Source organism: Rossellomorea oryzaecorticis, from assembly GCF_045897515.1.
GTDB lineage: Bacteria > Bacillota > Bacilli > Bacillales > Bacillaceae_B > Rossellomorea > Rossellomorea enclensis.
The window spans coordinates 1-26,668 of sequence record NZ_JBJOSA010000028.1 but is presented as its reverse complement, the minus strand read 5'-3'; the positions used below and the strand labels follow the sequence as shown (position 1 = coordinate 26,668).

The following is a 26,668-nucleotide window of genomic DNA, read 5'->3' as shown; positions in this document are numbered from 1 at the left end:
TTATTTAGAAAACTGCCCCCTCTGCCTCAACAGCTCCCGGTTCAGCTCTGGATTCTTCTCAAACGCCGCACGGCCATGGAGCCAGAAGAGGTTGTTCAGGACGACGAGGTCGCCTACTGGGAGTTTCAGTTCGATCAGGCTAGGATCGTTTTCCATAGAATGAGAGAGTTCTTTCAGGTACTTCGCTTCATCGATTTTTTCCGGATATACGAACTGATCGATGAAGCAGATGCAAGGCTTGTTGTTGTCGAGGAAGAACGTGGCTCTTTGTACTTCCTGGCTGACATTTTTACTTGCCGGCGCCTTGTACGTGAACTTATGGGAAGCGAGCGGGTTATTCGAGAATCTGTCGAGCTCATTCCAGTCGTCAAGGTGAAGCAAGCGGGATTCCCCTCCGACGGCATTCTCCTCTTTCATCTTCATCATCAGCAGCCAGTCGGTCGGTTCATCTACGAACGTCCCGTCGGTGTGCAGGGTGAAGAGTCTGTATGGCTGGCGCAGGTAAGAATCGCTGTTGTCGATGTGATTGACGGTGAAGCGGGCGTAGTATTTTCCGGACATCGCATCGAAGTTAGGGCTTCCGACCAGGTGGGTGATGGCGGTTGAGAACTTCACGTAATCATCGGGATCTTCCGTCTGTCCCTGTAAACCGATCGTGTAGCCGCCGGTTTCACGGTCGTGAAGAATATCCGATAGGACCTGCTGCAGGGAGTTGTTTGTCAGGGTGTTCAAGTGGTCGGCCGCAATATGACGCATGTAAGGGATGTATTCGAGCTGCTGTACGGAAATCTCCCTTGTCAGTGACAGGAATTCGCTGATCACGGCAGGGGCAAGGTCGACTTGGAACATCCGGCTGCTTTGTGGATGGAAATTCACTTCGTACGTATCTGTCTTTCTGATAAACTTCGATTCTTTTTTGGATTTTAGCATACTCATGGTTATTCCTCCTGAATTTTAGTAGGGAAAACAAAAAGCCAGTTATATTACAGGGATATCTCCCGTAATATAACTGGCTCGTATTTACCTGTATGCTCTACGGAAATAGAGTCGCGGTAAATGGACAGTTTATAGTTATTGATTGGATCTTACCTTAATTAAGGAATGAGCTGATCGTACTCACGGTTTTGAAAGGGCTGAAGTTTTCAAAAGGTGGATACTGATTTACTCGATGATCTAATCATACTGGTAAAAGAGAGATAAGTCAATTATTTATTTAAAAATTCTGACATTATGAGAATCGTCCTCTTTTAAACTTTGAAATTGCAGCTGCAGATCCTTCACGGCCGCGGTCAGGGCGTTGATCGCTTTGCCTCTGTACTGTGCCTGCAGGAGGGAAGTTGCTTCCTCCACCCCGTCCGCCAAGCTGATCCCCCTAAGTAAACGGCCGATAAAGTCGCTCCCATGTTCCGTTGCGAGTGTACAGGAAGCTTCCAGAATGACTCCGTATTTTCGTTCGATTTCTGCTGTGATCGTCAAAGTGTCGTAAACATTCTTTGCTGCCATGCCCTGGGGCAGGCGGGCGTGCCCGGCGATGAACACGATATTGGATGGAACCATGGCGCAAAACTCCTTTATGAGTGATAAACTCTATGAAATGATTGCCTCCGTCAAATGTTCCTGAGCCGCTATCCTCCTGACCACTTCCTTGCCGATTTCAATCGAAGCGGTGGCGGCGGGGGAAGGGGCGTTGCATACATGAATGCTTTTCTTTCCGATGACAATATGAAAGTCATCGACTAGATTCCCATCTGATTTCAGCGCTTGGGCACGCACCCCGGCCGGAGCAGGGACGAGGTCATCCTCTTTGATCTCCGGGATAAGTTCTTGAAGGCTTGCGACGAACCGGGCCTTGCTGAAGGAGCGGGTCATTTCATGGAGGCCTTCTTTCATATACCGGCCGGCAAGCTTCCAGAACCCGCTGTAGCCCATCACTTCGGCGAAATCCTTCATGGAAAAATCGGTCTTGTGGTAGCCTTCGCGTTTGAAGCTCAAGACGGCGTTCGGCCCTGCATCGACTTCGCCGCCGATCATCCTTGTAAAATGAACGCCGAGGAACGGAAAATCGGGATTTGGCACGGGATAGATCAGGTTTTTTACCAGATATCTCTTTTCCGGCTTCAACTTGTAGTATTCTCCTCGGAACGGCACGATTTTCATATCCGTCTCGTAGCCTGAAGCCTTTGCGACCCGGTCGCTGTGAAGGCCTGCACAGTTGATGACGAGGTGGGTCCTGAAGTCGCCTTTATCTGTTTCGACCACTACCTCATCGTTATGTTCCGTCACCTTCTGAACCTTCGTGCCGAGCATGATTTCCCCGCTGTGGCGTTTAATGATTTCAGCGAACTTCTCGCTAACCTGCTTATAGTTCACGATTCCGGCAGCAGGGACCTTGATGGCTCCGAGTCCCTTGACGTGGGGTTCGATTTCCTTCAGTTCATCTTCACCGATCAAGGTCGTGTCCAGGCTGTTCTCAATGCTGCGTTTATAGAGATTATTCAGTAAAGGAAGCTCCTCTTTTTTGGTCGCGACAATCACTTTTCCGCATATATCATGCTCGATTTTATGCTCTTGGCAAAAATCTTTCATTGATTTGCTGCCTTCCCGGGCAAACCGGGCTTTGTAGCTTCCTGGTTTATAATAGATGCCGGAATGAATCACGCCGCTGTTATGGCCGGTCTGGTGAAGGGCAAGCTCTTCCTCTTTTTCAATAAGGAGGACCTTTGCGCCTTCATATTGTTCAAAAAGAGCCATCCCGACCGACAGTCCGACGATCCCTCCTCCGACGATGATAAAATCATACATAGAGTCTGCTCCCTCCCAATGAGATTTTGCGAATCAAGCCGTCGGGACTTCCACCATCAAGAGGGGAGGGTATTGCTGCGAACCGAAAATATCCCCGTCTCCCGGATCTCCGCTCGGGCGGTCGCGCTTGATTGTGAATTTGATGGCATTGGCGGGATCATAATGGACGAAGTCGGTGATCTTTTCTTCAGGAATCTTATAGAGTTCCGATACCGATTGCTTAGACAGCACACCGCTGTTCCTGACAAGCTCATACTTTTCTTTTTCTTTAAAAATGATATCGAATGTGATTTTATCGGTTCCTGCGTTTTTGGAACGGATGGTTTTCGCCAATTCGTGTAATGGTTTGGTGGTCATGTTTTATTTCTCCTTTTTGAATGGATTATGATATTTCCCCTCGGCAGTCTTGCGGTCTCGGGGGGAGTGTCCTCAATGATAGCTTCAGGCTTTTACCAGTGATCCGACTTCTTCCACATGCACATCGAAAAGCTCCATCGGATCCTTCACCGGGATGACGTGATTCATCGTCCAGCTGTAGGAAGCACGTGCATAGATTACATCATCGATCAGGAAGGATGCCGTCCCGGCCGTCCCTTTCACTTCTGGGAGACGGGCATAGAAGATTTGACGCGTCGCGAACAGGGTCAATGCTTCTGCCGTTTCCATCGTATCGGCGATCCCTTCCACGACGATGCCCAGTTCATGGGATTTGATCTCCTTGACCGGCTCCAGGGCTCCCATTACGCCGTCCTTCCCGAACGTCCTGAAGTTCAGGTGGTAATCAACGCCTTCAAATTCCTTCGCAGTCTGCTCTTTGGCGAGAGAAAGGACCTGGTCGATATGCTGGATCGTATATGGATCGCGAACTCCGGCAATGCCGATGAATTTCTCACCGACTTTCCCTGCACCTTCCAGCTTCACCTTCACATCCCCGTCTACAGGGACATATTTGCTGCCGGTGATGCGGCACGTTTTTTCATCGAATTGTTCATAATGGCAATTGGTCATATCCAGCATGCCGCCTGCGAAATACTCATAGAACGGATTGGCCCGTTCGTACATCGCGTGGCCGGAAACCGAAGCGATCGTACAGCTTTGATCGGGGTGCATCGCAGTCACCTTGACGTCATCATGCGTGATCGTCCCGATGATGCTTTCCTTTGCACCGTACGGCTCTGCACAGAAGGAGGCGCACTCAAGCACTTTTCCTATATAGTAGGCATTCGCTTCCGGAAATCCTTCGCGGATCGCGGGTGCGGCAAAGATGGCACAGTCGCTCGAGCGTCCGCCGATGATGACATCCGCCCCCATATCAAGCGCTTTCACGAATGGGTGGATGCCGGCGACCGCGACGACACGCTCCGTCTTATCGAGGTCTTCTTTTGAAAGGGAATCCCTGCCGTCCAGTCCTTCGATGGTGACTTCATTGGCTAGCGCATCATTTAGGTATCCTTTATCTACTTCAGAGTAAAAATAAGCAAGTTTAAATGGAGGGAGGTCATGTTCCTTTGCGAGGTCCTTGATGATTTGGACGTACATATCCACCCGGCTGTTGGCCCCGGTATCGCCTGAAGATCCGACGATCATCGGGACGCCCTGCTCGCGGGATGCGAGAAGCATCAGCTCCAGGTCATGCTTCTGCCACTTATACATGGATACGGAACGGTCACCGCCCAGTGCGGAGGCGCCTATATCATCACTCCCTGAATCGCAGCAGTAATAATCGGGTTTGGTGGCAGCGGCGATGCGAAAGCTTTCTTCTTTTGTAGGGGCGAAACCAAGATGGCCATTCGGACAAAGTATGCGTAACTGTTTTTTCATAGTAAAGTATCCTCCTCTTTTTTGTTATAACATGTTATAACCAGTGACTACAGTGTAACGCCGTTTAAATTGTTTGTCAATTCAGAAAATGAAAAATATTTTATTTGAGGATGAAGTTTGGGGGAGTATGTAGTGGGGCCGATGTACCAGGTACAAACGGTTCTCCGTGTACCTGGTACAAATCGTTCTCAGTGTACCAGGTGTAAAATGTTAAAAATGTACCAGGTACAATCCGCTGTCCATGTACCAGGTACAACCCAAGAAAGAGAAGCCAAAAAAATACCCGGCATCATGCAGTTTACATGTGCCGGGTTATGAAGAACTTATATTGATCACCTTTATAGTAGGTTTCCTTGTATTCGAGCGGGGTTTTATCCTGATAGACGATGGATGTGACCCTGAACAGCGGGAAGCCTTCTTTAATATCCAGGATGCCGGTGATCGGGGCGTAGGCTGCCTGCGCTTCAAAGGTTTGTTCCACATGGGTGGGGTGCAGATCCATCTCCTCGTCCATTTGATATAAGTCGAGTGTGGAGAAGGGTTTTTCCATCTTAAGCGCCTGTTCTGCAGCTTTTTTCATTTTTTCTCCGACATGATGGGGGAAATAACTATTATAATAGACAACAGGGCTGTTATCTCCGTACCCGATCAGCTCGAGCCTTGTGACTTTCTCCATCACATTGATATCGAGCATCCTCGATAATTGAAAGTCACTACCGATTGTCCCGGTGCCGACTAATTTCGTCGAAGCGATCAATCCCTGCTGCTGGAGGGTGGACTGAAAATTATTGAATGAACTGAGCTCCTGCTGCATTTTTGGATGGGCCACAAATGTGCCGACCCCGTGGATCCGTTTTACAAGGCCTTCCCTTTCAGCCAGGTTGATGGCCTGTCGGACAGTGATCCGGCTTACATTGTATTGTTCAACGAGCTCCCTCTCTGACGGGATTTGCTGGTCCGGTTTGAGTTCCCCGTTTTTTATTTTTAGATGGATTTCATTTTTTAATTGCTCATAAAGCGGCGCCGATTGTTTGCGATCGAGCATAAGATCACCTTCCATATCTTGTTATCACTTATTATAACCACTGTGGATTCATTATGAAAGTAATTAATTTCAAGGGATAGTTCTTTTAGTAATTTAGGTTGGTTTTTCAGATTTCTAGTATATTTTTTTATAAAAGTGTTTGATTATTCAAAAAACTCTGCTATAATCTTCATTAAATGTTATAACCACTAAGGGGATGGTTATGACAATGACGCAAAGGGGGAACTATATGTGTTTGGAATACCTGCAGCCATCTTTTATTTACTTGCACTGATTGCATTTGTAGCCGTCTTATTTGTCTTGTTTAAACGTCCGATGTACGAGGTTATGACCCTTGCTTTCATCTTTATTGTGGTCATTTCCGGTGCATACGAACTTGCCTGGCAGTCGCTTCTGTTTCCGTCGACAAGCTCACTTTTCTATGCGATCTTCGCTTTTATGGTAGTCGCCATCATCTTTGATTCTACTAAAGTGGTGAACAGCATAATCAAACTCATGCTTTCGATCGTCGGAAGATTCAGGGGCGGGGCGGGATATGTCGCTTTGCTTGGAAGTACGTTCATGGCATCGTTATCCGGGACTGGCCCGGGGAATGTAGCGACGACAGGGGTATTTACCATTCCAATGATGAAAAAATCCAACTATCCAAAGGCGCTTGCCGCGACGACTGAAATGTCGGCAAGTATGCTGGGGAATATCATTCCTCCATCAGGCATCGTCATCCTGACTTTCGGTATCTTGAACGATGTCTACCCTGACAGCATATCGCTGAGCAGCTGGATGGTCGTTGCCTACGGAATCGGATTTTGGTTCTTCGTCCAGCGCTGGCTTACTTTATGGGCGCTCTGTAAGTATTACAAGGTGGAACCTGTTCCAAGGGCGGAGCTGCCTACCTTTAAGAAAAGCTTATCACTCGGCTGGCCGGCCCTTATTTTACCGGCATTGATCTTCCTGCCGCTACTTGCGGATTCACAGTTCAAGGACTTTATCATCGGCCGTATCGGTGAAGAGGGGGCTGGAGCGTATTCTTCTTCCGTCCTGATGTTCACTCCGGGACTGGCCGGGGCGTATGCACTTGCGATCGGGCGCAAAGCGCTGCCTTCGAAACGGATCAACTTCCCGAATCTCTTCAATATGTTCAAGTCTTCGCTGCCTAAGGTCGTCCCGATCGGTGTGACCATTTATATGGCATACGCGATTTCGCAGGTGTTTGTAGGCCTGCAGATGGAACAGGCTGTGAGAGAGTGGTTTGTTTCGTTCGGGCTCAGCACAACGGCTCTCATCATCATTCTGCCGCTGTTTTTCATGATTCTGGGCATGGTCTTGCCGGGTTCAGCACAAGTAGCCATCCTTGGTGGAGCGATGATCGCAGTCTTCGGTACTCTCGGAGGGAATCCGGTACTGCTTGCGGCGATGCTGCCTGCGATGACTGGGGCTCTTGAAGGAATGACACCGCCGCTTGCATTGGGGCTGTTTGTCGCGATGGGGATAGCGGGCTCCACTTTTAAAGACACGGCCAAGCTTGCCGTGGTGTGGGTCTTGCTGCATGTACTGGTGAGTATCATTCTTCTGGCTGGAATCATACCGATCATCGGATTATAAAAGGAGGAGACATGTATGTTGGCGAATTTAATGGAGAAAACATATACTTGGCTTGCGTTCATCACGATGTTACTTGGACTGGTTGTTGGATTGTTGTTCGGTGTCACGATGGTGATCGGCGGGGAAATGGGAGCCTCTCTTGCCGTATTCGCAGGTAAATTGATGACATGGGGCATCAGGCTGGCCGCAATCGCTGCTCTGGCAGGAATCGTCCAGATTTATCTAAGCAAGAACCATACTCTGACGATCAAGGGTGAAGTACACGATATGGAGACGGAACCCGAGACGTCACGGGAAAACCTGAATATGATTGAAAAGAAGGCTCTATAATGACAGCGTTTACACCGGATATGGTCGGTGTCACCGTCCATGCAGATGAAGGAAGTCATGATGATATTTACCCTGGTCATCCGTTACTATACGTCGAGAGGGATACCATCGAGCTGGTCAGGAGCGTGGGGCTCGAGCCATACCTGATTCCCATCTACCGTGATTGTTCACTTCCGCCGCTTGACCATTTAAAGGGACTCTTGTTCACCGGCGGGGGATATCTCCCGCTTAATAGAAGAAACTCGCAGCTCGCCGGTTTGAAATCGTCCGGGCCCGGCCGGTATAAGGCAGATAAGCGTTTGGTTGAATACGGACTGAAAAGGGGGCTGCCGATGGTTGGTTTCTGCAGGGGCGCCCAGATGATCAATGAAGTGCTCGGGGGCAGACTGGCAAGTATACCCGACAGCGGCATCGAGCATCACCAGGAACGTCAGTTGATACCACCCGATCAGCCTGTACATGATATCGTTGTCAGGGAAGAAAGCAGGTTTTATTCCATCATGGGTCAGTCAGACCTTCCCGTCAATTCCTTCCACCGCCAGCATATGGTCGAGCTGGGAACCAGCTTGGAAGCGGTAGCTTTGTCCAAGGAAGACAGGCTCGTGGAAGTATTCGAATCCACCACCCATCCATTCCTCTTCGGATTTCAATTTCACCCGGAGAAGCTGTGGGGGAGCCAGCCGGTGTGGATGAAGTTTTTTGAGGAATTTGCCTCGGCTGCGCATAGTTTTAAGCCGGTTCATACCGTATAATGGAGGCCCGTCCCTCGTTGCTTTAAAGCAACGAGGGACGGGCCTTTAAATTTGACAGAGGGACAGGGGGGACAGGTCTACTGTCCCTCGCCATAAAAGGGAAACCGTTCCCGTCCCCTTGTCCAAACTACTCCGTCAATTCCACATTATGCTCATCAGCGAGCCTTTCCAGTTCATTTGTATAATTTCTGATACCTGCTCTCCCATCGGCCAGCATTTCGTTGGCATCGGCTACCATTTCGTAGTCCTGCTGTTCTAAAGCGGCTAGTATTTTAATAAAGGCATTGTTCTGCAGATTAACGGCTTCGATGTAGATTTCATGTATTTCCTGCACCTCTGAAGTGGCAGGCTTCACTTCTTCAAGCTGGTCGAGAAAATCCTTGTATGCAGGCATGACGACGTCTTTAATATGAACGTAAGTTGTGTAGTCATCCTCATAGTTATCGCCTGTGACACTTTCGTATTCGGCCAACGCTTCTTCTTCCAGTACTGTTAGGTCTTTCAGGTCTTCATTGATATAGGTCAGTAAATCTTCTTGCACGGGGTCATTACTCCTGAATAGCTCGTGCTTATGTTTGGAGAGAATTATTTTTATAAAAAAAAGGTTGTATTTGAAAGTGGCGAAAAAACCATTTCCATACTTTCGATGAGTCTTTAGTCATATTGTCCCCCTTGTAAAAATCATGTAAAATTTAAAAATACAGACAATTGCAAGCGTTTGCATTTAAAGCGGAAAAGTGAGGGTCTACTGCATTGGGAGAAAGTTTAGAAAAATGACCAGCTCTTTTACATATTTGTGCAAACGTTTCCACAACCAGAACAATGAAAAACAATGGGGAGGAAAAATAACCATGAAGAAAGGAACAAAGCGGCGTTTCTCGATACTCATGACAGTATTGATGGTGTTGAGCCTGTGGCTGCCATACGTACCTGCACAGACAGCGGCGGCATCAACCGGCGGGGAAGCGGTGGACACGTCAGAAGGCACTGACAGCACCGTACGATTCACTTACATCCGCGACGACCAGCAGTATGACGGCTGGAACATTTGGGCCTGGAACACCGGAGTACAGGATGGCCAACTAAATTTTGATTCATATGAAAACGGGTTGGCGACAGCGAATATCGCAGTTGGACCCGATACTGAGCAGTTTGGATTTGTGCTGCGCAGTACAGAAGACTGGGATACTGCCCAAAAAGAATTCGGTGACCGCTTTATCAAGGTCAATAAAAACGACTCGCTTACGAAAGCTTACATAACAAGCGGTGTCGAAGAGATAAGAATCGTTCCCGATGGATCGGCACCTGTACTCGATCAGGGCGACGCAACTTTTTACTATCGTGACAAGGCTCTCTTTGCTGACGATGCCATGGACACGATTGATAAAGTAGAATTGAAGTTTAATGGCGAAACAAGGGAAATGACGTATGAGCCGGAAAATGAGCGATTCAAGGTTTCATATGAAGACATCCCGAATGGAAAGACTCCGTACTCTTTCCTCGTAACAAAAGATGGGCAAACAACCGAGGTCAGCGATCCTTACAACACGGTTGACGGCAAGTCCTATCTTGATTTTCAAAAAGGGGATTTGAACGTAACCGGGACTGTTGAACCTGGAGCAATTGATTACAACGAAAACGCTGTTCTGAACGTAGATATTGATGGACTGACAGAAGAGCTGTCAGTATCTAAAATTACGGCAGATCTTTCAGAGCTCGGCGGATCGAAAAACGTGACAGTCGATCCTTCGTTGAAAGAGGTAACGATCGCCGTCGATGACGATGTAACGGCCGGCAAAAAGACGATTCCTCTGAAAGTGGTCGACAGCTACGGCAATCCATATGAAGGATCGGCCGAAGTCGAAGTGAAAACAAGGCAGGTCGTTGGCGGCAATGATTTCGACTGGGATGAGTCAATCATCTATTTCATGCTGACGGACCGCTTCTTCAACGGCGACAAAACGAATGATGATCCCTACGGCTTGAACTATGACAAGTCTAAGCGCGGTTCCTATCAGGGCGGCGACTTTGAAGGGATCACAGACAAGCTTGACTACTTGGATGAGCTTGGCGTAAACACGGTCTGGATCAGTCCGATTGTGGACAACGTGAACTATGATGTCCGCAAAGGAGAAGGCGGGGAGCCATACTTTGCTTATCACGGCTATTGGGCCGACAACTTCAGCGAGCTGAATCCTCACTTCGGTTCGATGGAAGAGTTCCATACGCTGATTGACGAAGCCCATGAACGCGGAATCAAGATCATGGTGGATGTGGTGTTGAACCACACGGGTTACGGACTTAAAGAAATTGACGGGGACCTTCCTGAAGAGCAACGTCCAACCGGCTATCCAACCGACGAAGACCGCGCACGCTTCATTGATATCGTTCGTCAAGGCTCAGAAGTCGGCAGTGACGAAGTGGTCGGTGAACTGGCAGGACTCCCGGACATCATCACAGAAGACCCTGAAGTCCGCCAGCAGATCATCGATTGGCAGACAGATTGGATCGACAAAGCGACAACCGAGAAAGGTAACACGATCGATTATTTCCGTGTGGATACCGTAAAGCATGTCGACAAACCGACGTGGATGGCGTTCAAGAATGCGATCACGGAGAAAATGCCCGAGCACAAGATGATCGGGGAAGCATGGGGGGCGAGTGCTGATAATGATCAGGGCCTCTTAGAGTCCGGCATGATGGATTCCCTGCTTGATTTCGGGTTCAAGGACATTGCTAAAGAATTTGTGAACGGAAACGTAAAAGCGGCGAATGACAAATTGGCTGCCCGCAACGGGAAAATCGATAACACCGCAACACTTGGCCAATTCCTCGGAAGCCATGATGAAGACGGATTCCTCTATTCACTGGGCGGGGATGAAGGCAAGCTGAAACTGGCTGCTTCCCTGCAGGCGACATCGAAAGGGCAGCCGGTCATCTATTACGGTGAGGAGCTCGGCCAAAGCGGGGCGAACAACTACCCGCAATATGACAACCGTTATGATTTTGCATGGGATAAGGTTGAAAACAACGATATCCTTGAGCACTATAAGAAGATTCTCAACTTCCGCGGCGAATACTCGAAAGTTTTTGCCAAAGGGGAAAGAAGCTTTATCGGCGGAACGAAAAGCGATAAGTTCCTGATGTTCTCGCGGACGTATGGGGATGACTCGGTGTATGTGGGAATGAATGTCGGGGACGAAGCGAAAGAAATCACGGTTTCAGTCGACTCCCCCGATGCGGTCATCACCGACCATTATTCCGGGAAAGAATATCCTGTATCCGGGGCTGAAGAAGTGACTGTGACGCTTTCGGCAAAAGTAGACGGAGGTACCGCCCTGCTTACAGTTGACGGCGGTGCAATCACGGGTGCAGAAGCGGGCTCAGCTGATGGCGGCGAGCCTGAAGTGGAGCCGGTCCCTGAAAACAATATCCGCATCCACTACAAGCGCGACGACGGCAACTATGAAAACTTTGGTGCGTGGCTGTGGAACGACGTGAAAGACCCTTCTGCCAACTGGCCGACTGGCGCAACCATGTTCGAAAAGACAGACAGCTACGGTGCCTATATCGATGTACCGCTTGCTGAAGGAGCGAAGAACATCGGCTTCCTGGTCATGGACGTGACCAAGGGGGACAGTGGTAAAGACGGCGGCGATAAAGGATTTACCATTACTTCGGAAGACATGAATGAGATCTGGATCGAACAGGGTTCAGATAAAGTTTCAACCTATGAGCCTGTTGATTTACCTGAAAACACGGTCCGCATTCACTATGTGCGTGACGACGCAAATTACGAAAATTTTGGGGTGTGGAACTGGGGAGATGTAACGGCTCCTTCAGATGGCTGGCCTTCGGGTGCAGCTGATTTAACCGGAAGAGATCAGTATGGAGCTTATGTGGATATCCCATTAAACGAAAATGCGAAACAGATCGGTTTCATCGTCATGGATGAATCGAAAGGCGATGCCGGCAAGGATGGAGGGGATAAATCGTTCAACCTTCTGGATAAATACAACCGCCTCTGGGTCAAGCAAGGCGATGACACGGTATACGTTTCCCCTCATTGGGAAGTTGCATCGGGAATCACCTCTGCTGAAGTCGTTTCAGTAGACACGATCCGTCTGGGCTTTACGATGACAGAGGGATTGACCGAGGACGATTTGATAAAAAATCTCTCCATCGAAGACAGTGATGGTGCTGAGGTGGCCGTGGAAAGCGCTAAAATAACCGGCGATAAAACAGTCGAAGTGAAAGCTTCATTCAGTCTCGATAAACTCCCACTATCCATTACCTACTCAGGCAGAACCGTCTCAGCTTCAACCGGCTGGAGATTGCTTGATGAAATGTACGGATACGACGGGGATGACCTTGGCGCAACTTATAAAAAAGGGAATGCCACATTAAAGTTATGGGCTCCTAAAGCAAGCAAGGTAACGGCCGATTTTTATGATAAAAAAGATGCCTCATCCAAGATTGCCAGTGTCGACCTGACGAAAGGCGAAAAAGGCGTCTGGTCAGCCGACGTCAAAGCCAAAGATCTGAAAGTGAAAGACCTCAAAGGGTATTACTATCAATATGAAGTCACAAATGACGGTGTAACGAAAAAAGTGCTGGACCCATACGCGAAGTCAATGGCCGCTTTCACGGTGAACACAAATGGTGAGGCAGGTCCGGACGGCGATACGGTCGGAAAAGCGGCAATCGTTGATTTAAAGGGGACAAATCCGAAAGGCTTCTCTCAAGCCGATATTGATGGCTATGAAAAACGCGAGGACGCCGTGATTTATGAAGTCCACGTCCGCGACTTCACATCCGATCCATCGATTGAAGGAGACCTGGATGCAAGATGGGGCTCCTATAAAGCATTCATCGACAAGCTCGATTACATCAAATCCCTCGGTGTCACCCACGTCCAGCTGCTGCCAGTCATGGCCTGGTACTACGGTGACGAAACGAAGATGGGTGAAAGGGAGCTCGAGTATTCAGCCGGCGGCAACGAATACAACTGGGGCTACGATCCGCACAGTTATTTTTCACCGGACGGGGCTTACTCGGAAAACCCGAAAGACCCTGAACTGAGGGTGAAAGAGCTCAAACAGCTAATCGATGCAATCCATGACGCCGGAATGGGTGTCGTGCTGGATGTCGTGTACACACATATGGCACAGACAAGCACACTGAATGACATCGTTCCGAATTACTATGCTTTCCAGGACGAAAAAGGAAACTTCCTCGGAGGATTCGGTAACAACCTGGCTACAAACCACAAGATGGCTGAAAAGCTGATGGTGGATTCAGTGAAATACTGGTTCGAAGAATATAAAATTGACGGCATGCGTTTTGACATGATGGGGGACGCGACGTACCCTGCGGTGCAGAATGCTTATGACGCAGCCGCTTCCGTCAACCCTGACGCATTATTCATCGGGGAAGGCTGGAGAACGTTTGCCGGCCATCTTTCTGACCCTGACCTCATAGGAATGGGTGCCGATCAGGACTGGATGGACAAAACCGATGATGTCGGTGTCTTCTCCGATGAAATCCGGAACGAATTGAAATCCGGTTTTGGATCGGAAGGAGAACCGCGCTTCATCACAGGCGGCGCACGCGATATCAACACGATTTTCAACAACATCAAAGGCCAGCCGGGCAACACGGCCGATGATGATCCGGGCGATATGGTCCAATACATCGCAGCACATGACAACCTGCCGCTGTATGATGTCATCGCGCAGTCGATCAAGAAAGATCCGGCCATCCAGGAGAACAACCTGGAAATTCACAAACGTGTCCGTCTCGGGAACTCCATGATCCTGACGTCACAGGGAACGGCTTTCCTTCATGCCGGTCAGGAATACGGCCGAACGAAGCAGTGGTTCGGTGAAGGGGTGCCTGAACAGAAATATCATGAGCTAAAGGATGAGGACGGCAATCCGTTCGGATACTTTATCCATGATTCCTATGATTCTTCGGATGCGATCAATAAGTTTGATTGGGAGAAGGCGACGAACAAGAAGGAATTCGCCGTGAACTCAACGACGAGGAAGTATACTGAAGGCTTGATCAAACTTAGAAGATCGACAAATGCCTTCCGACTTGGTGAAAAAGAACTCGTTGATCAGAACGTAACACTGATGGACATCCCGGAAATCAAGGATGAGGATTTGATGCTGGCATATAAAAACGTCTCAACCGATGACACCGGCACGTACTATGTGTTCGTCAACGCCGACGACAAGAAACGCACACTGTCCATCGGGGGCTACGACCTCAGGGGTGCGAAAGTGTTAGTCGATGACGACGAAGCGGGAGTCAAACAGGTTAAACACAGATCTGGATTTAAATTGAAGAAAGACACCTTGACGATTGATCCGTTGACTACTGTAATCATCAAAGTGGAACAAAAAGGAAAGGCAAAAGGTAAGTCAAAAGATAAACCGGATAAGCAGAATGACATTCAACTTCCGCCTCAAGAACTGAAGTATTCAAAAAAAGTGAACTCATGGCTGCAGAGGAATACGGAATCCTTAACGCAAAAATTACGGAACATTTGCACCGGGTGAAAAATTGACCCGAACGCAAGCAGTCATCTTGTCTGATATGCTGAATTAATACATGCCCCTCCTTAATTGATATTAAGGAGGGATTTTTTTATGTAAGTTTTTGTCGCCAAAAAAAGTGTTATCAGGTCCAATTTTATACAAATTCTATCATTGCAAGAATATATAGTAATGGTAAGGCTTATTCTTTTAAGAATAAATCATATTTTTCATTATTAATTATGATACTATACAAAAACAGGCTATTTGGTGTGGTTCTTTCTATCTATTTTTTAAAGGTTTAATGTTTAGTAAGTAGTAATTACCTTCAGATTTTTTGCTAGATACAGTAAAGAATTATAAAAGGGGGTTAGGAAATAATGAAAAAGATTCTACCTAAACTCAGACTTAAATGGCATTCCCTGAGGATCCTCTACAATCAAGCACTCTTAGAAAGTTGTCTGGATAATCAGCTGCAAAAGCAATTAAAGCAAAAAATTTCTTATCATGAATTGAAAATTTTAGACCTTATGAATAAGAGAGCTTCAATTTAGTTCTTGCTATCTATGAATATTAAAGAACGTCAAAGAGACTCCTGCGTAATAGACTGTGCAGGAGCTTTTGTAATGGTCAAATTCATAATGAATTATCTAGTATTTTCGCTTTCGCCCCATATCTCCATTTCTTAACCGCAGAGGTAGATACGTTTTCCAGAGTGGCGATTTCCTGAATTGTAAGCATATGCAGAAAAGTATAGATAACCCACTTTTTCTGATTTTCAGTAAGATTAGTACAGTAGGAGAGTATCTGTTCTTTAGGAAAATAATCTTCTTTGCAATCATCTTGAATCTGTTCCCAAAACTCCTCCTTTTGATATACATTCCGATCCGCATGGCGGTGGTAAGTTGTCATTTCAGTCATGATCCTGCCCTTAATATAAGAAAAAGCAAATGCAGGGAAAGCCCCTTTTTCAGTATCGAATTTCTCATAGGCTTCCCAAAGGGCAATCAACCCCGTCTGATAAAATTCTTCTTTGTTCCTGTAAATGTTGAGAGAGTAGATGATTTTATGAATCATATTTTCGTATTGTTTTTGGACCGTATCAAATGAATCCAAACGTGCCTTCCTTCTGATCAGCGCGCCTTTCTATGAATTACCGGTAGCTTAACCTTATTAGGAATGCAGAACGTCGGCAAAAAGGGAAAAAGGATGTTTTAACAGGAGAAACTATGTGTTTTCAGAAAGGCAAATCCCTATATAAAAGAAGAAAAAAAGGTATTTACCTAGAAATGAAATAACAATAGAAGCATAACTGCTTTCAATTGTGTATATGTATAACTTGGAGGTGTACATATGAAGTTTATAAAAACGATAGTGATCACAGCGGCTTTACTCTTATTCCTTACACCATTCGCCCAGGCCGCAGCTTTGAAAGATATTCAGGAAGGGCAGAGTTTTTACAAGGAAATCTCTTATCTGCTGAACGAGGGCATCATATCGGGCTACATAGATGGAACGTTTAAACCGGGTGAGAAAGTGACAAGGGCAGCCGCTGCAGCCATGATTGGCCGCTCTCTTGGTTTTGAAGGGGTTCAGAGGGAGAGCTCATTTAACGATGTGGCAAAAGAAAGCTTTGCATCGGGTTATATTGAAGAAGCGGTGGAGAAGAATATCATCAAAGGGTACACGGATGGGACTTTTCGCCCGAATGATATTGTCACCCGGGGGCAAATGGCTATTTTTATCAGCAGGGCCTTCCAGCTTAAAGAGACAAAAGACATCCAGTTTTTTGATGTTTCAAAGAGCATGGCGGCCTATCCTTCAATTGGAAAGATTCTTTCGGCAGGAATCACGAATGGATACAGCGACTGGACCTTCCGTCCAAATAAAGAGCTGACGCGGGCAGAGTTTTCAGCCTTCCTGGCGAGGGGACTAAATGAAGAATTTAAGGTAACGCTGCCTGTGATTGAACCAATCAACGTAGACTATAAAATTTCTGGCGGGGAAATCGAAGCGAATCATCATAATGGGAAGCTCTTCGTCCTAAAACCCTCCCAGCAAATTCATTTAAACAAATTAAATAATGAGACCGACCGGGTATTGATCGATAGCAGTGTATTAAAATTTGAAGATCAAAATACAATTTCTGCAGTCAAACCGGGAGTGGGCTATATAACGATTATTCCCCGTGGATACAGCTGGGAAAAAGCCTATACGTATGAAGTACTCGTCGGGGAGAGAGAGGATGTAACAAAGTCGGTGATCAATTCGCATTTTATCGAATTAGCCAATGATGGCTACCTGAATGGATGTGAGTTCTCTGTAGATCAGGTGCGAACAGAGAATGTAACACAATATTTTTCAACAACGCCGAAATGGAGCGGGTATTACGAGGGTGGTTATGGAAGGTCGTATAACGGATGCATTTATTTCGGTTCCGACAGCAGTCCGGAATCCCCTATTGGTGCCATCGTGATGGAAGGCAGTAAAATAAATAAGATCCCCGGACAAATCAAACAAGTAATAGGGAAGCCTGATTACGAGGGATACAGTGAAATGGATGGATTGTGGACTATGTACTACCGCTTAAAGAATGGATATGAGTTATTTTTCAGTTTTAAAGATCCGTCTTCTAAACTGATGAATGTACTTTATAAGGATAAATCACTGGATTAAGTGGAGAGCAAGGAACGAATAGTCGTTTCTTGCTCTTTTTATGAATTAATATTTTGTCAAAAAATGTTGTCGATAAATGATTGTCGTAAATTATAGAATTTTCTGAAATATATGTGTAAAATATAGGTAAATAGTAAGGAGTGGAGGTAGTTAACCGATGCCGATGTACTATATGAAGGAAATATGGACTCCATTAAAGTTAATAGGAATCAAGTTTTACAAAAGTGAAAGCGGCAGCCTATATATAAAAGTGTTACAGCAGCCGAGAAAGCGGATATTCGGCTAGAAGCAAATGACAAGTTGATGGAGCGTGCGAGAAAGGCAAAACCATTGAAAAGTGGTGGCGCAAAACTATAGGGGCTTCCGTCCATAAGACGATGCTTGCCAGTTGCCGAATACGTCCTATTTTTACATATCGGGAAGACGATAAACCTTGAGTTATGAAGGTTTTTTATTTTGTCTTTTTTATAATTGACGTACACTATTTCTATACTTTATAGGCTGAAATTACCAAAAACACCACGGTAATTTTAGCTTATTTTTATGATAAAATTACCAATGGTGTAACATTCCAGATTAGTAAAATACATAAAAAAGGCTGTTTTCTAAAAGATTGTTGCTTTCCGTAAATAGGCTTGCAACCTGAATGCAGATTGAGGACGTGCTCTTTTCGAACTCAAGTTTAAACTAGATACGGACGGTCAACCCAAAAATACCCAAGTTTCGGTATTTTCTTGTCTGTATAGCAACAAATTATGCGAAAAGAGCCTAAAAAAACAACTAATCTTACATCTAGAATACTACATAAAGGAGAGAGAAAAAATGGGTCAATATTCTAAACGATTACGTAAGTTCTTGTCTGCGGCAGCAATAGCAGCGACTATAACGGCAGCCGTTCCGACAGCTTCGGCATTTACATTTAAAGATGTATCTGTAAGATATGAACTTGCTGTTGATTATCTTGTGAGGGAAGACATTACAAACGGTCTTTCTGAATCGAAGTTCGGCATAACTGAACAGATCAAGCGTGCTGATGCAGCTGTCATGATTGCCAGAGCTTTAAATTTATTAGGGGAACAGGCACCTGATGCAGGGTTCAATGATGTCCCTGAACGTGCCAAAGACGCAGTTAATATTTTAAAGCAGCAAGGGATCATCAATGGGAAAACATCAACTCGTTTCGGTGCAGATGATACCTTAACCCGTGGGGAAATGGCTATTATCATTGCCAGAGCCTATCAACTAAAAGGAGAAGCGGGTGTCCCGTTCGTTGATGTGAACAACCGGTATATGCCATTTGTAAAGGCGCTCATCGCCAATGATATTACACAGGGAAAGACTGCGACATTATTCGGAACTGACCAGGAGATCACACGTGGTGAGTTTGCGCTTTTCATTTTTCGTTCAGAGTCCCCATATAATCCTGTATTCATTAAAGTGATTGAACCGGAAGATATTACAGCCCGTACCTATATGGACGTGTCCCTTCCAAACGTCACCCTCCTTATGCGGGGAAATAATCTTGAAGAAAGATCGGTCGGCTGGGAAATGATTGATTACAGCGAACCTGGAGAATATATTCTTCATGGGGATATCAATGGAACAGACCTGAAAACATCTTTAAAATTAACCATTGAAACGACTCCTGAGGCAATCAACGCCCAAAAAGCGGACGATATAATAGCATCTTTACCTGAAACAATTACGTTGGAAGATGAAGAAAAAATAAAAGAAGCAAGATACCTCGTGGATGAAGTGCTGCAAAGAGGAAGTAAAGATATGATTAAAAATCTTTCGGTCCTCGAAAAAGCAGAACATTCCATTAAACTTCTCTATGCAATTGAGGATGCTGAAGAAGTGATTGCGGCATTGCCGGATACCATCACTATGAAAGATAAAGAAAGTGTGGAAGCTGCCCGTGAAAAGGTCGATTCCGTTCTCAGCATGGATGCTGAAGCCGCAATCTCCAATATCAAAAAACTGGAAAAAGCAGAACGTACGCTTCTTCTGACGGGTCTTATTAACGAAGCAGAAAAAGCAATTGAAGTGATCTCAAATCCGGTCACTCTTGATGATGCAGAAGCGATCGAAACGGCAAGGGCTAAAGTAGATGAGGTCCTGAAAGTGGATCCAGAAGCAACTATTAAAGGAATTGAACATCTGGATGAAGCTGAATCCGAAATCGTGATTCTGAAAGCTGTGTATCAAGCGGAAGAAGCGATTGCTGCTCTCCCTGATACCATTACTTTAGATCATCGCTCTGCTGTGGATGCAGCACGTGAAAAGGTAGAAGCTGCATTAGCACTTGATGAAAACCTTGCAATTAATGGGCTTGGTAAACTTGAAGCAGCAGAGGGACGCATCCAAGAATTGCTTATCGAATCTGCACAAGTCATGCAAAAATGAATACAAATAAAACCTACCAACTATCAGCAGTGATCACACCGGAGGAAGCTGCCGGAGGACTTAATGTGACTTGGACTTCAGATAACCCTGCTGTAGCAACTGTGGATGAAACCGGTCTGGTTACTTCCCATGAAGAAGGATCCGCAGTCATCACAGCAACGCTTTCAAATGGAAATACTGCAGAAACCGTAATTGAGGTCTCTGACAGACCGATGCTTACATTTGGTCACGGCACCAGCCAAATCAACAACGTTATTAAAAGCTTGAGCACTTCCTTTAATAATATGAGCGAGAACACTGTGATTGTAAAGAAAGTTGAGATTTTTGAAGGAACGACGAAAAAATCAGAGTATAGTCAGGCAGATCTCAACAATGCCGGAATCGATACAGAAATTTCTCAATACGAGAAGTTTGGAATAAGTATCACCTATAATTATGGCGGCTTGTTGGCTTCGAATGGAGTTTACGTTAAATACACTGTTCAATCCGGCCAGGGTACGTATGAATTTAAGTCCGTTATAAAATAGAAGAATAATAGAAAAACCCCTTCTTTTTTCGAGAAGGGGTTTTTGGCTATCATATGTATAAAATAAAGAATAATAGCGGTAATGTTGGATTAAGCTCCCATCCGTTCTTTCGTGCTGTTTTCCTTGATGGTTTGAAGAGCCTCATGCATCTTAAATAATACGATAAGAAGTTCACAATAAATACGTGTGAGAAGCGGATCGATCACAATGGTAAGTAATCCCCCGAAGATCTGGATTCCACCGCTTGCTGCTCCTGAAATAATCATAATAAGACCGGAAATAACTGAAATAACCACGCCTACCCAAAAGATCGCCTTAATGATCGTGGGCGTGATCATCTTATTGAAGTTTAGAAATTGATCCATGTTTGTCACCTCCTTTTATAGGCATAGGGATATATAACTATATAAGTAGGTTAGGAACAAGACTATTTTAACTTTTAAGGGTTATTAAGTTAAATGCATATAATATTGGAATTTGAAGGTGTATAGATGGAGGGGGAGTTAATGCATATAAGTTAACCGTATAATTGTGCTGATTTGTATTTTATAATGAACAAAATGTTCTTAATAATTTACAAAATAATAAGAATAATAGAGATAAATTGAGAAAACGAACGATAAATGTTCTTTTTAACGAATAAACGGCTGTATTTAAGGTTTTTCAAGTTGTGACATTTGTCTTATACTTCAAGTGTAAGGTTCGCTAAAGAGAACAAAACAAACTCTAGATCGAACCAAAAAAACTAAGGGTGAAAACAAGGAGGAATTCGGAAATGGGTATTAAGCAAAAATTAGGTTTAGGCGTAGCATCAGCAGCACTAGGGTTAGCTTTGGTTGGGGGAGGTACATATGCTTACTTTAGTGATAGTGTAGATACTAACGCTACCTTCGCAGCAGGTACTTTGGATTTGAATGCAGCACCTACTGAAATTATAAATGTTTCAAATATAAAACCAGGGGATACAATGTTGCGTTCATTTCAATTAAAAAATGATGGAAGCTTAGGTATTGACTCTATTAAATTGGCTACTTCCTATACAGTTAGCGATGCAAATGGTAATAATGGTAACGATGACCTAGGGGATCATATAAGAGTGAACTTCTTAATTAATGCAGATAAATTAGATGCACCTATCTTTAGTACAACACTATCAGACTTACAATCCATGTCACCTGATGTTATTGAAGGTCATATCTTCTCACCTTGGTTCGAAAGAATTGGAGGGAACCTTGCTTCTGGTACATCGGATACACTTTATGTTCAATATGAATTTGTTGACAGTGGTACAGAACAAAATCAATTCCAAGGTGATTCTTTACAACTTAAATGGACATTTGAAGGTAAACAGGGTGAAGGCGTAGCGCGATAAAAAAATTGGAGAAAGGTGGGGATTCTCCCACCTTTCTTATCATAATTAGTACAATAAAAATTAGTTTTCTGAAGAAGATAAAACAATTTATCTTCTTCAAAAGATTAAATTTTTTTACGTATCCAAAGGATGTGATCCCCATAAGATTCCCAAGAACTAGAAAACATAAAACCCCATTCAAAAAGTGGAAGTTGCTCTGTCAATTAATGGCCATCTGGTATGCAACTACCATAACTAGCTCTTTCTTAGATGGAAGTACGGGTGCATATTTTAACGATCAGGATCAAGTATCCGGTGTTATTACTACCGGCACATGGAGCAGTTGGGATAAAAGCTCTTTAAGCTTCCCGAATAAAGATCACGAAAGATCAGTCGAAGCTTGTACCGCGACAGAGATTTCTGTGAGTATTAAAAACACAGGAAGTACAATGGAAGGTCCTACAGAATATGCGGTATACTATGCAGCTAGTGGAAATCCTATGAACGGAAACAGCATTTTCAATGGAAACATTCAGCCGATAGATGGAGATAGTACAACTACTCTAAGTTTGTCTGTCAATGAGCCAGGAAACTACAAATTCAAAGCCTTACAACGCCCTGGGCACGGAAACAAAGAAGACACCCGACACGAATTATGGAGCGAAACCATCACGATCACTTGTGTACAAGAGACACTAAAAGACGAGGGTAAAGGCGGAGGAAAAACCAAGCCAGAACCTCCAAAGAAAAATGATAAACAAGAAGAGCAGGAAGTAACAGTTCCTAAGGAAAAATCACCAGAGCAGAGTAAAGAGGAAAATAAAGAACAACCGGCACCACCTGTAGAAGAGAAGCCAGCCCCTGAAGAACCCCCAGCTCCAGCAGAGCCTGAACCAGAGCCGGCTAAAGAAACAGAAGCTAAAACGGCAAGTGAACCAAAAACTGCACCGCCAGTTGAGAAAGAAGAGCCTGTAGACTCTACCCCGGATGATAAAGAGCAACCATAATAGAAAGGTAAGGGAGATACCAATGAAATTAAAATTAGTGAAAAAAATAGTAAGTACCAGTATTACAGTGATTTTGTACGCTGTTCTGTTCATGATGATCTTCGTAGTCGTCTCATCTAAAGCTGCCGGCGGCGAACCTCAGTTCTTCGGGTATCAAATAAAAACGGTTTTGTCTGGTTCGATGGAGCCGGGCATCCAGACTGGATCGATCATCGCAGTGAAGCCTGGAGGCGATATGACCCGCTTCAAGGAAGGGGATGTCATCACGTTCAAAGAGAAAGAAGACATTCTCATCACCCACAGAGTCCTGGAAGTGATCAAGAACGGGGAACACGTCATGTATAAGACAAAAGGTGATAACAATGATGCGCCTGACCTTGAGCCGGTACTATCCGAGAACGTCGTTGCTGAATATAAAGGGTTTACCGTTCCATTCATTGGATATTTCATGAACTTCATGAACTCGAAGAATGGTGCATTGATGTTCATTATACCTGGTATCCTGCTCATCCTATATTCAGGCTTTACAATTTGGAAAGCCATCTCCACCATCGATCTCTCATCAAAAAAGGATGAAACGATCGAAAAGAATATTTCTTAAATGTTATCCCAAGCCTTTACACTGTCTGGTGTAGAGGCTTTTTTATGAAAATATGTATTAATTATCTGATAGAATGTGAGAAGAGCTGTTTGAAAATTTTAGTGAAAAGGAAGAAGCTGATGAAAAAATCAATCCCTGCTGTATCTATAATTATATTAATAATTACCCTCTTATTAATTTTATCTAACCATTTAAAGTCTCAGCAAGAACACACATTAGATTCATACTCAAGGTTTCTTAAGGAGCTTGAAATCCATACTCACGTGACAGAACAATATAGTAAGAAGCAAATCACAAAGGACTATTATAATACAAGTTCGGAATATATTAAATTAGCCTTTGACCAATTATACTTTGTGGTTGAAGCAAATTATCCCTCTAAACTAAATAGAGAAAAAGAGCATCTTCATCATTTGTTCAGTCAATATTGGGAAGCACAGGCACAGTATGCAGTCAGTGAACAAAAGGAGCTGGAAAGAAATAGACGGTACTTAAACGAAACGTATGAAGACTTTGTGGAGTTTAGTGAGGAATTAAGAAACTAGTACGTTAAGGTTGGGTGCAATAAATTCTAATAGACCAGTTGTAACAGAATTCCTTTTTAGCATTTTTTACAATACTTTATAAATAGACAACGTTCGACTAAATCAAAGACGAAATTTACAGAAATATGTAAAAATAACTGGTAATAATTTCTTGTTGCGTTATAATAGGTATAAAGTTGTGTTTCTCGTTATTTTCTGATAAATCCAACTTACTCTATTTTCGAAAAGGATGGTGTTGGCGGTGAGGAATGGGAATGGCTTGATCACATCGACCACAATGGCGATGTATCCGGCATATCATGAGGTGTACCAAACAATTTTACTAGATTTATCAGGAAAGGAGATTTTCAGCGAAAAGCCTATGTTAAGATTGATAAAAGAGGCATGCATGTCTAACGGTGCTTCTTATGACGGGAAAATTAAAGCGGTACGGCATGCACTTCGATATCATAGAAAGACACCCCTGATGATTAGTAAGGAACAAAATATTTACGCTTTTCCCACCATGTCCCCTGAACATTATGACTGCATCTGGTTATTCCACTTACATATTAAAGAATTCACCTCTTCTGGAAATACAACACTCATTCACTTTAAAAACGGCTTCTCGTTTGAGATAAAATCTTCAATTGACGTCCTGAACAAGCAGCGGGAGCGGTCGGCTACCTTGATGAACTATTTTGCAGACTTTCCTCCATACAATGATCATAGACTGACAGAGCTTCATCCTGCTGAAGAAAATGTCTTTCAGCACATTCACTTGCCAATACCCAAAAGTCCAATAACTATAGAAAATCACTTCCAAACATAATAGTGCAATTCAAAAGAAGACTTGATAAAGGCTTCTTTTTTTCACGCCTAAAACAATTAGCAATGGGGCAGGCAGAAAAAGAAGTCTCCTGTTCTGTCTATTTCTGTTATGATAATAAAAAAGAGAGAACGAAAAGTCGGGAACAAGGGGATGTCTTTAATGGCTGGTACTTCTGATAGATTGATATCTTTTTTGGATGATCATTCGGATGAGTTTTTACATAATTGGAGAGAGAAAAGCGTGATTGCAGAAAATGATATTTACAAAGAAGAAGTCCTTCAAAACGGTCTGCGGATGTTTCAGTTGGTTAAACGAGCGATTGTAAATCCGTTGAGCGAGGATGAAATCACTGCGCTTGCCTATAAGACAGCTCGCGAACGAGTGCAAGCCAATGTGAATATCAGTGATTTTGTTTACAATGTCAATATTGGGAAAAGCGAAATCATCAAATGGGTGAGCAGATCTGGGATTGAATGGACAGAGCTACAGTCTTACTTGGAGCAAATCAATTCACTGTTTGACCGATTCTCATATTTAGCGGTGAGAAAGTACACGGAAATACGGGAAGAACAGCTTCAGGAAAAAGAACTCTATATCGATCAGACCCACAAAGAGCGGCTTACGATACTTGGGCAGATGAGTTCCAGCTTCGTGCATGAATTCAGGAATCCCCTCACCTCCATTATCGGTTTTACTAAACTGCTGCAAAATGATTACCCTGATCTTCCTTATTTGGATATCATGCAGCATGAACTGGATCAGCTGAACTACCGCATTTCGCAGTTTCTCCATGTATCCAGAAAAGAAATCATCGACAGTAAGAGAGAAGAAATCGATCTTTCACGACTTTTCAATGAGTTGATCGAATTTCTGTATCCAAGTCTTTTAGCTGGAGAAGTGCTGACAAGCGTCAATATTGACGCTGATGTGAAAATTTCCGGCAATAAAGATGAGCTCAGGCAGGTTTTCCTGAACCTCATCATGAATTCCATTGATGCCCTCCAGCAGGTCGAAGATGAAAGGGAAATCTCCATTGAAACAATCATAAAAAATGGCCACCTAAACCTCAGCATCTCTAACAACGGTCCGCAGATTCAAGTAGACACGATCAAGGCGATTTTTGAACCGTTCTATACAACTAAAGAACTTGGAACAGGTATTGGGCTCTTCATTTGTAAAAAGCTGATAGAAAAGCATGGCGGCGATATATACTGTGATTCTTCTGAGGAAAAGACCACCTTTACCGTTCGGATTCCTTTACCGCAAGCAGCATCAATATAGTCGAAGAAAAAGTTCCGGGATAGGATATCCCGGAACTTTTTTATTAGACATATCTAGGTTTATTAACGGAATAGAAAAAGGCACCGGCTCACCAAGCCGATGCCTCTGGGATGATGGCCTGTATACAGCTTACAAACCAAAATCTTATCGTGATTATATTTAAACATTTTTATTTGGTACATGTCGATGAGTAAAAGGTGGTATTTATGGTTGGTAATTACATTTATAAATAAGGATGGGGAAAAATAGATCCATAAGACTCATAGATACAATGGGATTTCATTTTACACACAAAAATTCAGGTTTAAAGTAGGTGTTAAAGGCAAAAGAGGTTGAGACAAAACTAAAGAGTTACCATCCAAAGACGAACAATCTGAGTATAGGTTCTTTTTACCGCTAATGATTTCCGTGCAAGACTTCGCTTTCCGCGGGTAGCCCGTGAGCCTCCCTCACGATAATGGCAGGTTACTTAAAATATCTTTGTTTTTCTCTGGATTTCTTAAGTGTTCAACAGAAGAGACACGGCATGATCAAACAGATACACCCAAATTTAAATATATCTGGAAACA

At 44.3% G+C, this 26,668-nt stretch carries 22 protein-coding genes and 1 riboswitch; of the genes, 13 read left to right on the top strand and 9 right to left on the bottom strand.

What is annotated here, in order from left to right:
- The 6 genes from glaH to ACKA06_RS19830 form a co-directional block, all read right to left on the bottom strand.
- Nucleotides 1-936 carry a glutarate dioxygenase GlaH gene (gene glaH, locus ACKA06_RS19855; RefSeq protein ID WP_411160470.1) on the bottom strand — a complete coding sequence of 312 codons (936 nt, stop codon included), beginning with the start codon at nt 934-936 and terminating at the stop codon, nt 1-3.
- 273 nt (nt 937-1,209) lie between these two features.
- On the bottom strand, nt 1,210-1,557 hold the full coding sequence (locus ACKA06_RS19850; protein ID WP_411160469.1) for a DUF3870 domain-containing protein: 348 nt from the start codon (nt 1,555-1,557) through the stop codon (nt 1,210-1,212).
- A gap of 30 nt (nt 1,558-1,587) precedes the next feature.
- Nucleotides 1,588-2,802, bottom strand: coding sequence for an L-2-hydroxyglutarate oxidase (gene lhgO, locus ACKA06_RS19845; RefSeq protein ID WP_411160468.1), 1,215 nt, complete (start codon nt 2,800-2,802; stop codon nt 1,588-1,590).
- A 33-nt stretch (nt 2,803-2,835) separates the two neighbouring features.
- Nucleotides 2,836-3,159, bottom strand: coding sequence for a DUF4387 domain-containing protein (locus ACKA06_RS19840; RefSeq protein ID WP_411160467.1), 324 nt, complete (start codon nt 3,157-3,159; stop codon nt 2,836-2,838).
- A gap of 84 nt (nt 3,160-3,243) precedes the next feature.
- On the bottom strand, nt 3,244-4,623 hold the full coding sequence (locus ACKA06_RS19835) for an acyclic terpene utilization AtuA family protein (protein ID WP_411160466.1): 1,380 nt from the start codon (nt 4,621-4,623) through the stop codon (nt 3,244-3,246).
- 298 nt (nt 4,624-4,921) lie between these two features.
- Nucleotides 4,922-5,668 (bottom strand): GntR family transcriptional regulator, encoded by a 747-nt coding sequence (locus ACKA06_RS19830; RefSeq protein WP_411160465.1) that lies wholly within the window; start codon nt 5,666-5,668, stop codon nt 4,922-4,924.
- Between the two features lie 231 nt (nt 5,669-5,899).
- Between ACKA06_RS19830 and ACKA06_RS19825 the strand changes: the two genes are divergently transcribed.
- The 3 genes from ACKA06_RS19825 to ACKA06_RS19815 are packed head-to-tail and all read left to right on the top strand — an operon-like array spanning nt 5,900 to nt 8,352.
- Nucleotides 5,900-7,270, top strand: coding sequence for a TRAP transporter large permease subunit (locus ACKA06_RS19825; protein ID WP_197669532.1), 1,371 nt, complete (start codon nt 5,900-5,902; stop codon nt 7,268-7,270).
- Nucleotides 7,271-7,285: 15 nt separating this feature from the next.
- The gene (locus tag ACKA06_RS19820) at nt 7,286-7,600 is read left to right on the top strand and encodes a hypothetical protein (RefSeq protein ID WP_197669531.1); all 315 of its coding nucleotides are present in this window, start codon (nt 7,286-7,288) and stop codon (nt 7,598-7,600) included.
- Nucleotides 7,600-8,352 carry a gamma-glutamyl-gamma-aminobutyrate hydrolase family protein gene (locus ACKA06_RS19815; RefSeq protein WP_411160464.1) on the top strand — a complete coding sequence of 251 codons (753 nt, stop codon included), beginning with the start codon at nt 7,600-7,602 and terminating at the stop codon, nt 8,350-8,352. Before ACKA06_RS19820 ends, ACKA06_RS19815 begins: the two co-directional genes overlap by 1 nt.
- 127 nt (nt 8,353-8,479) lie before the next feature.
- Here the strand turns inward: ACKA06_RS19815 and ACKA06_RS19810 are convergent, their stop codons facing one another.
- Complete coding sequence (locus ACKA06_RS19810) at nt 8,480-8,893, bottom strand: hypothetical protein (RefSeq protein WP_411160463.1); 414 nt, start codon at nt 8,891-8,893, stop codon at nt 8,480-8,482.
- A 310-nt stretch (nt 8,894-9,203) separates the two neighbouring features.
- Here ACKA06_RS19810 and ACKA06_RS19805 point away from each other — a divergent pair, with 310 nt between their 5' ends.
- Nucleotides 9,204-14,918 (top strand): pullulanase, encoded by a 5,715-nt coding sequence (locus ACKA06_RS19805; protein WP_411160462.1) that lies wholly within the window; start codon nt 9,204-9,206, stop codon nt 14,916-14,918.
- 612 nt (nt 14,919-15,530) lie between these two features.
- Here ACKA06_RS19805 and ACKA06_RS19800 read toward each other — a convergent pair.
- Entirely contained in the window at nt 15,531-16,010 is a 480-nt protein-coding gene (locus ACKA06_RS19800; RefSeq protein WP_411160461.1) for a sigma-70 family RNA polymerase sigma factor, read from the bottom strand.
- Nucleotides 16,011-16,247: 237 nt separating this feature from the next.
- Here ACKA06_RS19800 and ACKA06_RS19795 point away from each other — a divergent pair, with 237 nt between their 5' ends.
- From ACKA06_RS19795 to ACKA06_RS19785, 3 genes are all read left to right on the top strand, one after another.
- Nucleotides 16,248-17,570: an S-layer homology domain-containing protein gene (locus ACKA06_RS19795; RefSeq protein ID WP_411160460.1), complete on the top strand. Its 1,323-nt coding sequence runs from the start codon at nt 16,248-16,250 to the stop codon at nt 17,568-17,570.
- 310 nt (nt 17,571-17,880) lie between these two features.
- Nucleotides 17,881-17,966, top strand: a riboswitch (cyclic di-GMP riboswitch).
- A gap of 426 nt (nt 17,967-18,392) precedes the next feature.
- Entirely contained in the window at nt 18,393-19,976 is a 1,584-nt protein-coding gene (locus tag ACKA06_RS19790; protein ID WP_411160459.1) for an S-layer homology domain-containing protein, read from the top strand.
- Nucleotides 19,973-20,503 carry an Ig-like domain-containing protein gene (locus ACKA06_RS19785; RefSeq protein WP_411160458.1) on the top strand — a complete coding sequence of 177 codons (531 nt, stop codon included), beginning with the start codon at nt 19,973-19,975 and terminating at the stop codon, nt 20,501-20,503. Before ACKA06_RS19790 ends, ACKA06_RS19785 begins: the two co-directional genes overlap by 4 nt.
- A gap of 89 nt (nt 20,504-20,592) precedes the next feature.
- Here the strand turns inward: ACKA06_RS19785 and ACKA06_RS19780 are convergent, their stop codons facing one another.
- Entirely contained in the window at nt 20,593-20,868 is a 276-nt protein-coding gene (locus tag ACKA06_RS19780) for a DUF4282 domain-containing protein (RefSeq protein ID WP_411160457.1), read from the bottom strand.
- Nucleotides 20,869-21,278: 410 nt separating this feature from the next.
- Here ACKA06_RS19780 and ACKA06_RS19775 point away from each other — a divergent pair, with 410 nt between their 5' ends.
- The 6 genes from ACKA06_RS19775 to ACKA06_RS19750 all read left to right on the top strand — a co-directional run bounded on the left by ACKA06_RS19775 (nt 21,279) and on the right by ACKA06_RS19750 (nt 26,099).
- Entirely contained in the window at nt 21,279-21,875 is a 597-nt protein-coding gene (locus tag ACKA06_RS19775) for a CalY family protein (RefSeq protein ID WP_411160456.1), read from the top strand.
- A 5-nt stretch (nt 21,876-21,880) separates the two neighbouring features.
- Nucleotides 21,881-22,861 (top strand): amyloid fiber anchoring/assembly protein TapA, encoded by a 981-nt coding sequence (gene tapA / locus ACKA06_RS19770; RefSeq protein WP_411160455.1) that lies wholly within the window; start codon nt 21,881-21,883, stop codon nt 22,859-22,861.
- A gap of 22 nt (nt 22,862-22,883) precedes the next feature.
- On the top strand, nt 22,884-23,462 hold the full coding sequence (gene sipW, locus ACKA06_RS19765; RefSeq protein WP_411160454.1) for a signal peptidase I SipW: 579 nt from the start codon (nt 22,884-22,886) through the stop codon (nt 23,460-23,462).
- A gap of 119 nt (nt 23,463-23,581) precedes the next feature.
- Nucleotides 23,582-24,007 (top strand): hypothetical protein, encoded by a 426-nt coding sequence (locus ACKA06_RS19760; protein ID WP_411160453.1) that lies wholly within the window; start codon nt 23,582-23,584, stop codon nt 24,005-24,007.
- Nucleotides 24,008-24,266: 259 nt separating this feature from the next.
- Entirely contained in the window at nt 24,267-24,818 is a 552-nt protein-coding gene (locus ACKA06_RS19755) for a competence protein ComK (protein ID WP_411160452.1), read from the top strand.
- A gap of 159 nt (nt 24,819-24,977) precedes the next feature.
- Entirely contained in the window at nt 24,978-26,099 is a 1,122-nt protein-coding gene (locus ACKA06_RS19750) for a histidine kinase N-terminal domain-containing protein (RefSeq protein WP_411160451.1), read from the top strand.
- The last annotated feature ends 569 nt before the right edge of the window (nt 26,100-26,668 follow it).